The organism is Pseudomonadota bacterium, from assembly GCA_018823285.1.
GTDB lineage: Bacteria > Desulfobacterota > Desulfobulbia > Desulfobulbales > JAGXFP01 > JAHJIQ01.
Window position 1 is genome coordinate 82769 of the sequence record JAHJIQ010000076.1, and the last position, 13372, is coordinate 96140.

The window sequence follows — 13372 nt, forward strand, 5'->3', positions numbered from 1 at the left end:
AACTGCAAACGCTTACCTTTCGCTGCGGAGCGCAGCAGGTCGGACTCGTCCGTTCCGCTTTTCGATTATCTTTTCTGCAAGGGGGGTGCCAGCGGATGGGGATTTGCTCTAACTCGTCGATATGATAAGAGATAAAAATATTCAGCAGGAGATTTTTGTGAGGAGTTGGTTCAGAAAAGTGAATGGATTTTACTACACCCGGCTACGATGCAGGGATGGTTTTCATGACGAAGGTCCTGGAATCATGAGAAATTATGCTGTGTATGGATTTTTCTACAGATCGGCATAAGAATATTAACCTGGTGTAATGAAGCAAGTCGCAGGGATTGCGTAATCAGTCGCAGGCCCTTGTTTAATGAGGTTTTGGAGAGTTGTCTGCGATATGGAAATTTGCTCTGTCTCAGGGGGGGAATACCTCACGGCTCGAAGGCTCGACGTCTCTGCCGCGGGGATTTCATTGCATGAGTTCGATCACGGCACTTCGGACCACTTCAAACAGATCGTCCTTCTTGCACTTGCACAACCTGTTGACCCGATTGACAGGTTCCTTGCTTTCGGTATCAAGCAACCTGAGGCTTAACGAGAAAGTCTCGCCGACCAGGGAGATACTTCCGTACACCATCAGCTTGGTTCCGAGAGCCTTTCCCATATCCGACAGGCAGTTGTTGTCCGTGCAGTCGCCAACCAGCTGCTGAAGGGACAGTCGGTTGGCAAGCGCCTCGATCTCCTCACGACTTACCGTAGAGTAACTGCCGAGGGCATGGATCTCATCCTTCAGATAGCTGGTCATGATCTCGGCCAGATCATTATCGACACCGCCGATGGCCTCAAGCTCCATGACCGCCATCTTCACCTGTTCGCCCTGCTTTTTCCCGCCAGCCTGAGAGGCGGTCTGAAAACCTTCGGCTTTCGCGGTGTCCGCCGGCGGGACGGTTGGTGACGTATTCGGGCCGGTCCTTGCCTTTTTGTTCTGTATCGATGCAAGCTCGAAAGGTGAATCGGTTTCGAATATCAGCCTGCAGTTCTCCAGGTTTTTTACGGCCTTGGACTCCTCTATCAACATTGCATTCCAGGCCGAGATTTCGACGAAATACACCTGATCGGCTTTGACATAGAGAGGCAGCTCGGATTTTTTATAGATCGTGTCCGGATAACTGGCGCCATACGAGAACATGTATTTCCCGGGGTTCGAATAGATCGTCAGATAGGTTCTTTCCGCAAGCGCGCCGATGCGATGATCATCGATAAATACATCATAGATGGCGGCCTTGCCTGAAAACAGGACATCCCCGCGATAGACATACAGCAGGGCCCTGCCCGGCGGCGGCTTCATCCGCCGGGCCTCCGCATCGTGTTCCGGCAGGGCGAGCGGCACCTTCGGTGTGCAGGCAGAGAGCAGAATTAGAAGAATGAATGCACAGAACGATGCGGCAACTCTTTCTCTCATCAAAAAAACCTTTTGAAATTGGTTTGAACATGCACAGCGAAATGCACCCCAAGGGCGCTGCCTTCGGGGCGCATTCCCCGCAGCTCGAAGTCTCACGCTGGTCGGTCTCTGCCGCAGGGGATGCAATACTTTGTTTACAACCTCGCGGTGCCGGGGTCAAACCTTAATTCTTTGCTCTTCGGTCAACTCGGCACCGCGGTCTTTTCCTTCACCCAGTCAAGGCCACTCCGGGCTGAGGGGTGGAAGCTGAATTTACGCATCGCGAATTGCAGTTGTCCATGCCGCCCCGCCGACCTCCGCGGAGTGTTCACCGAATACCGCTCTTTATGCCGCATCCCGAAGGGTGTTCAGTCCGTCAAGATAGGCCTTGATGCTTGCCTCGATAATGTCGGTGGACGCCCCGCGGCCGATCACCTTTTTCCCCTGATGTTCCAGATGCACCAGGACATTGCCCATGGCATCCGTCCCTTCGGTGACGGCCTGGATCTCGTAGCGGTGCAATACCGGTGCATAGCCGATCAGTTTATTGATCGCCTTGTACGATGCGTCCACCGGTCCGTCTCCTTCGGCGCTTTCTTCAACTGTTTCATTGCGACGCCGCAGACGGATGACGACCGCGGGCTTGGCGCCGGACCGGCAGCTGGCCTGAAAATACTCCAGTTCGAACCCGTCCTGACAGGTTTTGCTCTCGTCGCGTAAAATGGCCTCCAGATCCGCATCGAAGACCTCCTGCTTGCCGTCGGCGACGGTTAAGAAACGCTGGTATATTTTCTCCCGGTCCGTTTCGGCGATTGTGTGCCCCAATTCCGAGAAGCGGTGAAACACCCCGTGGCGACCGGTCCGGGCGGTCAGCACCACACCACTTTTGACCGGAAAACCGATATCTTCGGGCTGCATGATCTCATAGGTCTGCCGTTCCTTCAAAAAACCGTCCACATGGATGCCGGAACTGTGGGAAAAGACATTGTCGCCGACAATCGCCTTGTTCTTCGACACCGACATGCCCATCGCCTCGGAAACCAAGCGACTGACCGCATACAATTGCGGTGTCCGGATGTCGGTTTGTACCTGATAGAAATCCCTGCGGGTCTCCAGCGCCATGATCACCTCTTCCAGAGCCGCATTCCCGGCCCGCTCACCGATGCCGTTGATGGTCCCCTCCACCTGCCGGGCGCCGTTCTCGATTCCGGCCAGGGTGTTGGCCACCGCCATGCCCAGATCGTCATGGCAGTGCACGCTGATCGTTGCCCGATCGATATTGGGGACCGTTTCCCGGACTTCACGGATCATCCGGCCGTACTGCGAGGGAACGGCGTAGCCGGTGGTGTCAGGTATATTCACCACGGTGGCGCCCGCTCCGATGACTGCTTCGATCAGTCGGCATAAATATGCCTGATCGGCCCGGCCGGCGTCTTCCGTATAGAATTCGACCTCATCGGTGTATTCTTGGGCCCGCATGACCGCCTTGACCGCCATTTCGATGGTGGCTTCCCTTTTTTCGGCGAGATTCACCCCGTATTTCGGGTCGCGGAATTTACCGAGGATATGAATGTCGGAGACCCCGATCCCGGTATGGATCCGCGAGCGGGCTACCCCGGCAAGTGCTTTGCCGCAGGCGTCGATATCGGCTGGGACAGCCCGGCTTAAGGCGCAGATCGTGGCTCCGGTCACTTCCCGGGCAATGGTCTGTACGGCCCGGAAATCTTCCGGTGACGAGGACGGAAAGCCCGCCTCGATCACGTCCACTCCGAGTTCGGTCAGTTGTCTCGCAATCTTCAATTTTTCACGGACACCCAGGCGGCAGCCGGCCGCCTGTTCTCCGTCCCGTAAAGTCGTGTCGAAAATGATGATCTTGTCCATCGTTTTTCTCCGCTTATGATGTGAAAATAAAAAAGGCCCGTACGGATATGCTCCGTACGGGCCTTAAGAATCGGCTGTTTTCGCTTGTTTGGCTAGAACGCTCCTCCTCTCCATACAGAGTCATGCCATTGCTGCCGAAGCAGACATAGCAGTCCGCCCTCGAGTAGCAGTTCGAGCGGGAGGAGAGCTGTGCTCATGGTAATGGAAGCTGTGAATCGTTGTGTTTTGTGCATGGTAGCGTTGTTGTGGGTCATTTTTTTCGTGTTATTTGGGTCGGTTGGTCCCGATTTCTTATCTTATCCGGATCGCGGCGGACATTGCCACTGAAATTTTACATGCGGCGAAATATCCGGGGGCGGATGGTTCCGGTCCGGACGGAGCCTTTACCCCTCACAGCTGACATGGCACACCCCGGTCGGGGTTTTTTTCGCGTACGGGAAATATTTCTTCCTGAACCAAAAGGCGACGGTGACCAGCGAGATCAGGACCGGCACCTCAACCAGCGGGCCGATGACGGCGGCAAAGGCCTCGCCGGAATCGATGCCGAAAACGGAAATGGCCACCGCAATCGCCAGTTCGAAATTATTCGACGCGGCGGTAAAGGAAAGGGTGGTTGCCTGTTCGTAAGTGGCGCCTACCTTGTGCGACATGAAGAACGAAACCAGAAACATGGTCAGAAAATAGATGGCCAGCGGGACGGCGATCCGGATCACGTCAAACGGGAGCTGGATAATGTATTCGCCTTTTAATGAAAACATGACCAGAATGGTGAACAGCAGGAACACCAGGGTCAGGGGGCTGATTTTCGGAATCAGCTTTTCCTGATACCACTTTTCCCCCTTTGTTTTCAGGCCGACAAATCTGGTGAGCATCCCGGCCAGAAAGGGAATCCCGAGATAGATAAAAACCGATTGGGCAATCTGCCCCATGGAAATATCAACCACCGCCCCCGCGATGCCGAACCATTTCGGCAGGATGGTGATGAAGAGCCAGGCATAGAGCGAGAAGAACAACACCTGAAAGATCGAGTTGAAGGCGACAAGGCCTGCGCAATATTCGGTGTCGCCGTCAGCCAGATCGTTCCAGACGATGACCATCGCGATGCAGCGGGCGAGACCGATCAGGATCAGACCGACCATGTATTCGTGGTGTCCGGAAAGAAAGGTGATGGCGAGTCCGAACATCAGGACGGGGCCGATAATCCAGTTCTGGACCAGGGACAGGGTCAGGACCTTGTAATTGCGGAAAACCTCGTGCAGTTTTTCATACTTCACTTTCGCGAGTGGCGGGTACATCATCAGGATCAGACCGATGGCGATGGGGATATTGGTGGTGCCGACCTGGAAGGAGTTGATCACTTCCCGGATATCGGGATAGAGCCAGCCGCCCGAGACTCCGGTGAACATGGCGAGAAAGATCCATAAGGTCAGAAAACGGTCAAGAAAGGAAAGCTTTTTTTCTGATGAGGTCATTTTTCTCTCCTTGTCGTTGATTGCGGCATTCTGCGGGAAAACAAAACAACTCTTTCGGTGGCGGCTTATTTCCAGAAAGGAAGCAGGATAAAATAGAGGCCTAATCCCGCAATAACTCCCGCCGCCAGTTTCCGCATGATCGCTACAGTTTTCTGCCCGGTATGGCTGTACAGCAATTCCATGGTCCGGGCCGAGAAGATGCCGCAGACAACCAGCGGCAGGCAGTGGCCGAGGCTGAAGAGCAACAGCATCGATATCCCGATAATGATTTCATTCTGCAGGGTAATGATGCCCAGTATCGGCGCAATAAAACCGAAGGTGCAGACTCCGGCCAGAGTCCCGTAGGCAAGGCCGAGGATCAATGCGCCCATAGCGCCTTGAATCTGAAAACGGGCGAGGATATTGCCGGTTGACGAACATTGCGGCGCTTTGAAGAGCGTCCAGGCCACCCAGAGCAGCAGAATGCCCACCGCCGGCTGCCACCAGGGGCCGATATCGCCAAGCATCCGTCCTGCGGCAGCGCAGAGGAGGCCGACCGCCATGATGGTCATAAAGATGCCGAGGGCGAAAAGAATGGCAAAACGGGCCGCCTGTCGGGGGGGTGGGAGCGTCTTCTGCCCGGCAACGTAAGCGATCAGCAGAGGGATGGAGGCCATGTGACAGGGGGAAAGCAGAACACTGACCATGCCCCAGAGAAAAGCCGCCGGCAGGGCGTATTCTGGACCAGCCTGAAGCCGGCTGGTTATACCTATGAGAATATCATTCATTACCGGGCCAGTAATTCTTCAAGTTTGGCAACCATGCTGTCTTTGTCCAGAAAACCGGCATGGCGATACACTTCCTTCCCGGTTTTGTCAAAAAAGATCTGGGTGGGGATGGCCAGTACATTGAGAGCCCTGGCTTTTTCAATGTTTTCCTCGTCCCCGACATCGACAAAAACGACCGCCGCGCGGCCTTGGTACTCTTTCTTCAGTTCCTCAAGAATCGGGGCCATCAGCTTGCAGGGGACGCAGGTTTTGGCCCCGAGATCAACCAGGGTCACGGTATTTTTGACAGGAATGCCGGGGACGACAACACCCGCCTTGCCCTGTTCCGATGAGGTGCAGGAAAGCAGCATTACAAAGGCCCACACGGTAATAAATCGAAAAAAGGTTTTCATTATGAATCACTCCGTTTCAGTTGAGTCCAGCTCTTCCCGCAGCCACTCTTCAATCCGGGCCGGAGTCGGAACACGGCCGGAGGATTTCAACTTGTCGTTCACGATCAGGGCCGGGGTCTGCAGAACACCGTAGCGACCGATCTCATCAAGGTCGTGGATCTGGAAGATATCGGCCGCCGCCCCGATCCTGTTCATAATTTCAATGACCATTTTCTGGATGTTGTTGCAGGAGACGCAGCCGGGGCCGAGGATGCGGATCACCAGTTCGCCGCTGTGGTCGCTGCCGCCTCCGCGAAGGCGGAGCACCTCTTTCAGGATCGCCTCACGATATTTCTTTGTCGCGGTTTTCGGCACATAATTGAGCTTGGAAATATGCGCGAATACGCTTTCCGCCGCCTGGTCATCATCAAGTGACCGGTCCTCGACCACCCGGTTCAGTGCAACATCGAGGCCGACCAGGCCGACCGAGACCTTTCCGACCTTCAAGGTCCTTTGCAATGGCGCATCTTTCATTTGAGCCACTCGCGCACTTCATCTTTTCCGGGCACCTTGCCGAAACAACGGACCTTGCCGTCTATCACCACCGCCGGGGTGGAAAGGACGCCCGCCCTGGCAATTGCGGCAAAATCAGTGACCTTTTCAATTGTGGCGTCGATACCTGCTTCGGCCACCGCCTCCCTGACAATCTTTTCGGCCTTGTGGCAGCTGGCGCAGCCCGGGCCCATGACTTTGATTTCCACGAGTGTTCCTTATATCTTTTTTTTGATGTCGATGAGCGGGGTTTGGTCAAGGACGTCCACCCCGGAAACCTCTATTTCATTTCCGGCAATCCCGGTTACCCGGTACTCGGAGATCGCCACCGGATTGGGGCGGACCGGGCTACGGGTGGCAAAAACCCCCTGCAATCCCCGGCTTTTATCGCCTCTCGGGTACACTTTCAGGATATCCCGCCGCGCCTCATGCAGCCAGAAGAGGCAGACGATGGTCTGGCCGATCTTGATCCCGTGCAGGGCCTCACTGAATTCGGGGAAGATCTCCAGGGTTCCCGTCTCTTCCGAGATGTCATAATTCCTCGGGGTCTGCTCGCGGGAGTTCAGGTTGCAGTGCATGACGCCGATCGGTTTGATGCTGATTTCTTCCGGTGGGGGCATGTTTTTCCTCAAAGGTGCAAAATGCACTTCAAGATGCGAGATGAAAAATGAGGGATGCGAAGAAGAATGAACCCGCCATGATCACGACCCTTCGCATTTTTCAACTCGCAACTGGTTAAATTATCATATTAAACAGGTAGCCGACGAAAAGAATTCCTGTGCCGACAACCCCGATAAAGGTGGCGATTAAGCGTGGTTTCAGGACCTTGCGTAAAATAACGATTTCGGGAAGCGACAGGGCGATCACGCTCATCATAAAAGCGAGCACGGTGCCGAGCGCCGCCCCTTTTTCCAGGAGTGCATGGATCACCGGCACGATCCCGGCGGCGTTCGAGTACATCGGGATGCCGATGATCACTGCGGCTGGCACACTCCACCAGGCCCCCTTGCCCATGATCGAGGCCATGAATCCCTCGGGTACATAGCCATGGATGCCTGCGCCGAGCGCGATCCCTGCGACCACATAGATCCAGACCTTGCCGACGATATCCTTGACCGCTGCCAGGCCATGTTGGAAACGGTCTGCCCAGGTGAGATTTTCCTCCGGCATCACATCCGCATTGGCGCGCAGCTCCTGCACCCAGTCTTCCATGTGCTTTTCCATGCCCAGGCGGCCAATCATCCACCCGGCAACGATTGCCACCAGCAGACCGGTGGTGAGATAGAGGGCCGCAACCTTCCAGCCCAGAAGGCCGTAAAGGAGTACCAGGGCGATTTCGTTCACCATCGGGGCCGAGATCAGAAAGGAAAAGGTCACGCCCAACGGCACTCCTGCTGTCACAAAGCCCAGAAAAAGCGGCACGGCCGAGCAGGAGCAGAAGGGGGTGACGATACCGAGAAGCGCCGCAAGAACATTTCCGGCCGATTCCCGTTTTCCGGCGAGAATCCTTCTGGTCCGCTCCGGGGTGAAGAAACTGCGGACAATGCCCACTCCGTAAACCACCAGAGTCAGGAGCATCATGACCTTCGGGGTGTCATAGAGAAAAAATTTGATCGCTTCGCCAAGATGACTGCCCCGGTCCAGACCGATAAGATCATAGGTGAGATAGATTGAAAGTGGTTCCAGCTGACGATAGACCGCGTACCAGACTCCAACCCCGATCAACCCGAGAATGATTCGGGACGATGTGTTCCGTGGCGTCTCGCCGGCTTCTTTCCTGCTGCCGCTGCAACAGGCGGGCTTTTGAATGAAGGAACCAATTTCCGTTTGCAGATTTTCCATGGTTTGAAACTCTTGAATGTTCGGGGGTATTTTAAAAAAAGTGGCTTTAAAGGAAACTCCACCAACTGCCCATCTGTTCTTCTTGAGATTACTGGATGCCGGATCAGGTCCGGCAAGACATCATCAAGACATCATTAAATAAATATCATTTCGGGCTCGACCCGGAATCCAGGGGGGTAAAGCTGAGTTTTGTTGAGAACCATATTTTTATCTGATTCCCACTGAATTTCAGCCACTGACTCTTCGCCAAGCTCATCCTTCGACAGGCTCAGGATGAACGGAATTACTGTTACACCGATCATCCTGAGCTTGTCGAAGGATGGCCCAACGTCATTTCCACTTCACACCTGTATTTAAATAAAACCAACAATATCATATGGTTGGCTTGTTCTTCAGTAAAAAAGCTGAAATTCAGTGGTGATCAGCTATTTTTAAATGATTTGTTCAGACTTCCTGCGTCTAAACACTAACTGCAGGACTTCTCGTGATCTCCCGATATGAAGCCCGTTTCTAGGCGGCGCAGGATCGCTGTTTGTCGGAAACCTGGGCCTGCCGGTATATCTTTCTGATCTCGGGATTGTCGAACAGCCACTCTTTGAGGAGCGGTGTGAGAACTTCCGCGTATCGGTTTTCAAAATTTTCAGTGATCCGATAGATCACCCAGGATCCTTCCTTCCAGGAATCGATCAGGCCTGCATCTTCCATAATCTTCAGATGCTTCGAGACGGTCGATTGGGCAAGTTTCAGAATCTCGGTTATTTCGCAGACACAGAGAGGCTTTGCTTCAAGCATCTTCATGATCTTGATCCGGCTCGGGTCGGACAGCGCTTTCATTACTCGTATCAGCTGTTTCATAAAACCTCCATTTGGCGATATCGACATATGGCGATATGGTAGGGGGTTTGCTCTTTCATGTCAAGTGTACGCTTCAATATTTTGGAAAATAACTATCCGATCAGTATCCGGTAATGGTTTCCGATTGTCCGAGAGGGCTGCAGGGTGTACAGTGGCATCCTAAACGTCATGGTTTTGCATCCGGCGGGGCTATGTACTTCTCATCACAGCTAATCCAAATGGTGGGCTTCCATGGATATGGACAACCTGATCATTCTCTTCAAGAACATCTATTACCGGCATACCTGGCTAGTCATGGCAGTTGTTGCCGGTCTGGCGGTTTCTATGTATGTGAAACCCAAGGCTGTGCTTAAAACCGTTGGGGTGTTGCTGGCCGCAGCCCTTATACTTTACACCTTCTCTGCCCTTGGCAAGTCTTCCTCCACCGGCATGAGCAACAAGAAGCAGATGATCAACCAGACTGTGGAGAAGTTTGAATAATTGTGTCGACAGGAGAATAAGGAGGAAGTTTGCGGAGCAGAAATTCGATCCCGCAGTTCCTTTCATATTCGTATGGAACTGCGGGGTTTAAACTGTTCAGTTTCCTACTGATTGATATATCTCATCAGCATCTGCTGCGCTCCCGGCGAGTCCCACTGGGCCGGGCCGATCACCTTTTCTCTCAGTATTCCCTGTTTGTCGACGATATAGGTCTCGGGCACTCCGGTCAGCCCGTATGCCGCTCCGGCCTGACTGTTCGGGTCGAGCAGGATCGGGATGGTGAGGTTCAATTTTCCGGCGAAGACCTTTGCCGCTTCCGGCGCGTCCTTGTTGAGCACGGTCAGCATCTTGAATTTATCCGGCGGCAGCATGGTATACAACCTCTGCATGGAAGGCATTTCCTCGCGGCATGGCGGACACCAGGTGGCCCAGAAATTGACAAAGACCACCTGCCCTTTGAGCTGGGAAAGGGTCCAGGTTTTGCCCTGCAGGTCAACCAGGGTAAAATCCGGGGCGGGCTGTCCCACGGTGGCGACCTTGGGGCCCTGGCCGCAGGCGGTAATGAAAAGCAGGGCGCCTGCTAACAATAGAATGCGTGATAATTTCTTCATAACAAATTTCCTCTCAATAATCGGCCCCATGGAGGGCAGAGTCGTCAGTTTGGATACTGTGCCCTGAGTTCAGACTGCACCAGTTCCAGAAGCTGCTGGTAGCCAAAGGTCTGGAGTGGCTTGCCGTTCACGAAGAACCCGGGAGTTTTTCGGACATCCAGTTTTTTTGCATCGTCAAGATCCTGTTGAATGAGTTTTTGAATTGCCGGATCATTCATGTCTTTTCTGAGCTGCTCGATATCGAGCCCCGCCTTTGGTAAAAACTGCCATATTTTCTGCGGCTGGGGATTGGAGTGACTGGCCCAGTAAGGTTGCGACTTGTACATGACCTCGAGAGTCTCCCAGTATTTCCCCTGTTTTTTTGCCGCCTCCAGGATGGTGACAAAATAGTCGGCGCCATCATGAAACGGGGCGTAGCGCAGAACAAGCTTGATCTTGCCCGCATAGGCCTCCATCATTTTTTTGATATAGGGGGAAAAGGCGGCGCAGGTTTCGCAGGCGGGGTCCATAAATTCAATCAGGTAGACTTTGGCCCCGTCACTGCCCAGGGTCTGCGAATGCTCGCGGATAAAAAGTGAGGCGTCTTTTTCGGCCATGAAACCGATCTTTTCGATCTGCCGCTCTTTGTAATATGAGCTTGCGAACATGAAGGCAAAGATCAGCGCGACACAGACGACACCAAACAATATATTTTGTTTCATCGGGATATCCTCCTCTGCAGGAATAGTAAAAGGGCGATAATGATTGAAAAAGAAAGCAGGGAAAGCATCGGGATCGACAGAAAGCCGAACAGGTCGATGTATTCCTCGGTACATGAAACGCCCTGGCTGCAGGGCTGAATTTTTTCCGGAATGATCCCGGCAAACAGCAGATTGTGATAGATGGCGGTGAGAAAGCCTGCGATGGAAAGCGGCAGGGCATACTTCACCACATTTGTATCAAAGGGGAACAACCCTCTGGCGAGAATGATCACCAGCGGAAAAAGAAAGATCCGCTGATACCAGCAGAGAACACAGGGCGCGAATTCCATGACCGAACTGAAAAAGAGGCTGCCGAGTGTCGAAACAGCGGCGAGAAGCCAGCAGGCAAAAAGAATGTGCCAGTCCGGATTTGACCGATCCGAGTGGTGCATAATTTAACTCTCCAAATAAATTGACGGATTGAAACGATTGCGTTCCGGGAGATATCTGTAAAGCAAAGCGATGAGAACAGCGGCCGGGCGGATCAAATCTGGAGGACAATCGTGCGGAGGGATGAGATTTGCGTGTATGGGGAGAATTCGGCGGGAAGATCAGGACGGGTCGGATCTGTTGGCGGAAGAATCCAGCTTGCAAACAGGAAGATGGGAGAACCGGCTGCGTTTGCCAAACTTTTGCTGAACCTGTTTTTGCCGGGAGATTTCAGAGAAGTGGTGGGGCGAAATTCTCCCGTCGCAATACAGCCAAGCTCAAAGTCGAGGCAATCACCATGCGGGTCGTCGGCTGCAATGAAAAACTCATCCGGATCGATTTGTTGACAGGTCAGACCATCGGGACAGAGATCCGGCGAGATCTCGAACCTGCCATCCGGGCCAAAGCAAAGATTCAGGTGAATGCCTTCGGGCAGCGCATGGGCAAAGCTGGCCTGAAAAACGAGCAAGACAAGAATCAGTGGGCGAAATAGATTGAGTGAACGTTTCATGCACCCTTCTCGGGTATAAGTTTCGTTTGAGCAGGCGAGCTGCTCAATTCAGCCATACAACCTGTGGTTGAAGTTGTTTTGTCAGCCGATATTATTGAGCAAGTTTGATGCCATTATTCAAGTAAAAACCGCCAGTGCGGATAATTCACTGATCTTGCGGAGAATCCGGATTTTGTAAGTGGCTTTCCGGGAAAGGCGCCTGCCGAATAGTCTGTATTCCCGGCAAGGCACTAGAGAATATTCTTCATACGGCAGGTTGTGAAAAAGGTCCACGCCCTCGGAGATTGTGGCTGCTTTTCAGGTCTGAGGGGAGACTGGTGCCGTGAAATTGCCGATGTTATCCGGTCGCAGGCAAGGAGGCGCTGTTTGCTTGATTGGCTGTGTACTGTGCGTGAAAAGATCTGAGATGCCGACAGGGGGATTGTTTACTCTGAACATGCATAGCGAAACGCATTCCCCGCAGCAAGCCACGGGAGGCTTCAATCCCTGGATCTCCTTATTCGCTCGAACTCCTGCTTGTTGGGCAGGCCTGGTTCACCCCAATTGCATTTTCTATTATTTGAGTCAGAAACAGAGGCTGAGAGCAGTTTTTTTAGATTGCCAGACTTGCATTGTGGACAGCAGACTGTTTCCCGGACTTTTGTGATTTCTTCAAATTTATGACGACAGTCTCTACACTCAAATTCAAAAATCGGCATGGGGTTCCTTTTCCTTACTTTCGTTTTTTTGCAGCGGCCCGGAGAGCTGAGCTATAAGCTTTTGTTGCCCAGGACTTCATTTCCTCGCCATCTTCCAGGGTTGCTTCGGGGGCCTGATAGTATGACATTTTGACTTCTTTCCCTTTCATATTGTAGGTAAAAGGCTCAAGACCCATGGCTTTGAATTCGTCCTCTGTTTCCTTATCCACCTTCAGATAAAGAACGCTATCCGCAATAAGAGCAAACATCAGTCCGTCGAGAAAAATTCCATATCCCCCGAACATCGCCTGTGCGCTGACCGGACCGATGGATTGCATAAGATCAACGATGTAGGTTGTAAATTCTTTTTCAGCTGGAGATGGCGGCATGGGACTTTATCAGGTTTCGTTCGTATTCAATTTAGCGGCATAATGTAAACATCTTCAGTTTTGCGTGGCTGATTATGTCGGATTGTTCATCTTGTATTGACGAGAGAAGTTATTCAAGAGATATCTGAATCAGACAAAAAAAATTACGAATGAAGGATGTTGCCCCAGGAACTTTTTCAGGGAAGTGAACAGGAAGGTTTCGCCGCGCCTCCGGACGCGATGAAACTCTAGGTTCATTCGTAAAAAAGTTGAAAATCAATCAATGGCTGTAATTGCATGAAAAAGAAAAAGCATCGGATTTAACCAACTTTGTTAAGGTTTTGTTTCCCGACAGAACCATGACAGAGAGGAGAAATCCGATGCACCTCA

The 13372-nt window shown here is 52.7% G+C and carries 17 protein-coding genes; 1 reads left to right on the top strand and 16 read right to left on the bottom strand.

The features are described 5' to 3' along the window. Positions 1-454 precede the first annotated feature (454 nt). The 10 genes from KKG35_16780 to KKG35_16825 all read right to left on the bottom strand — a co-directional run bounded on the left by KKG35_16780 (position 455) and on the right by KKG35_16825 (position 9166). The gene (locus tag KKG35_16780) at positions 455-1447 is read right to left on the bottom strand and encodes a DUF2846 domain-containing protein (protein MBU1739786.1); all 993 of its coding nucleotides are present in this window, start codon (positions 1445-1447) and stop codon (positions 455-457) included. 324 nt (positions 1448-1771) lie between these two features. Further along, positions 1772-3307, bottom strand: a complete 1536-nt coding sequence (locus tag KKG35_16785) for a 2-isopropylmalate synthase (GenBank protein MBU1739787.1) — start codon at positions 3305-3307, stop codon at positions 1772-1774. Positions 3308-3690: 383 nt separating this feature from the next. Continuing rightward, positions 3691-4779, bottom strand: a complete 1089-nt coding sequence (gene arsB / locus KKG35_16790; protein MBU1739788.1) for an ACR3 family arsenite efflux transporter — start codon at positions 4777-4779, stop codon at positions 3691-3693. A 65-nt stretch (positions 4780-4844) separates the two neighbouring features. Further along, the gene (locus KKG35_16795) at positions 4845-5546 is read right to left on the bottom strand and encodes a cytochrome C biosynthesis protein (GenBank protein ID MBU1739789.1); all 702 of its coding nucleotides are present in this window, start codon (positions 5544-5546) and stop codon (positions 4845-4847) included. After that, positions 5546-5896, bottom strand: a complete 351-nt coding sequence (locus tag KKG35_16800; protein ID MBU1739790.1) for a thioredoxin family protein — start codon at positions 5894-5896, stop codon at positions 5546-5548. The genes KKG35_16795 and KKG35_16800 overlap by 1 nt, the downstream gene beginning before the upstream one ends. A gap of 48 nt (positions 5897-5944) precedes the next feature. Beyond that, entirely contained in the window at positions 5945-6460 is a 516-nt protein-coding gene (locus tag KKG35_16805) for a thioredoxin family protein (protein MBU1739791.1), read from the bottom strand. Then, positions 6448-6678 carry a TM0996/MTH895 family glutaredoxin-like protein gene (locus tag KKG35_16810; GenBank protein ID MBU1739792.1) on the bottom strand — a complete coding sequence of 77 codons (231 nt, stop codon included), beginning with the start codon at positions 6676-6678 and terminating at the stop codon, positions 6448-6450. The genes KKG35_16805 and KKG35_16810 overlap by 13 nt, the downstream gene beginning before the upstream one ends. 9 nt (positions 6679-6687) lie before the next feature. Continuing rightward, positions 6688-7089: a tRNA (N6-threonylcarbamoyladenosine(37)-N6)-methyltransferase TrmO gene (gene tsaA, locus KKG35_16815; protein ID MBU1739793.1), complete on the bottom strand. Its 402-nt coding sequence runs from the start codon at positions 7087-7089 to the stop codon at positions 6688-6690. A gap of 115 nt (positions 7090-7204) precedes the next feature. Further along, entirely contained in the window at positions 7205-8311 is a 1107-nt protein-coding gene (locus KKG35_16820; GenBank protein ID MBU1739794.1) for a permease, read from the bottom strand. A gap of 510 nt (positions 8312-8821) precedes the next feature. Beyond that, positions 8822-9166, bottom strand: coding sequence for a metalloregulator ArsR/SmtB family transcription factor (locus KKG35_16825; protein ID MBU1739795.1), 345 nt, complete (start codon positions 9164-9166; stop codon positions 8822-8824). A gap of 231 nt (positions 9167-9397) precedes the next feature. On the opposite strand from KKG35_16825, the gene KKG35_16830 reads away from it, so the two are divergent. After that, on the top strand, positions 9398-9646 hold the full coding sequence (locus KKG35_16830; protein MBU1739796.1) for a hypothetical protein: 249 nt from the start codon (positions 9398-9400) through the stop codon (positions 9644-9646). Positions 9647-9750: 104 nt separating this feature from the next. On the opposite strand, the gene KKG35_16835 is transcribed toward KKG35_16830, so the two are convergent. The 6 genes from KKG35_16835 to KKG35_16860 all read right to left on the bottom strand — a co-directional run bounded on the left by KKG35_16835 (position 9751) and on the right by KKG35_16860 (position 13003). Then, a complete protein-coding gene (locus KKG35_16835) occupies positions 9751-10257 on the bottom strand; it encodes a TlpA family protein disulfide reductase (protein ID MBU1739797.1) in 507 nt (168 codons plus the stop codon). 44 nt (positions 10258-10301) lie between these two features. Further along, entirely contained in the window at positions 10302-10805 is a 504-nt protein-coding gene (locus KKG35_16840) for a DsbA family protein (protein MBU1739798.1), read from the bottom strand. A 149-nt stretch (positions 10806-10954) separates the two neighbouring features. Beyond that, complete coding sequence (locus KKG35_16845) at positions 10955-11389, bottom strand: disulfide bond formation protein B (GenBank protein ID MBU1739799.1); 435 nt, start codon at positions 11387-11389, stop codon at positions 10955-10957. A 92-nt stretch (positions 11390-11481) separates the two neighbouring features. Then, positions 11482-11937, bottom strand: a complete 456-nt coding sequence (locus KKG35_16850) for a hypothetical protein (GenBank protein ID MBU1739800.1) — start codon at positions 11935-11937, stop codon at positions 11482-11484. A 479-nt stretch (positions 11938-12416) separates the two neighbouring features. Continuing rightward, positions 12417-12635 carry a zinc ribbon domain-containing protein gene (locus tag KKG35_16855; protein ID MBU1739801.1) on the bottom strand — a complete coding sequence of 73 codons (219 nt, stop codon included), beginning with the start codon at positions 12633-12635 and terminating at the stop codon, positions 12417-12419. Between the two features lie 14 nt (positions 12636-12649). Continuing rightward, the gene (locus tag KKG35_16860) at positions 12650-13003 is read right to left on the bottom strand and encodes a TfoX/Sxy family protein (protein MBU1739802.1); all 354 of its coding nucleotides are present in this window, start codon (positions 13001-13003) and stop codon (positions 12650-12652) included. Positions 13004-13372: the final 369 nt, after the last annotated feature.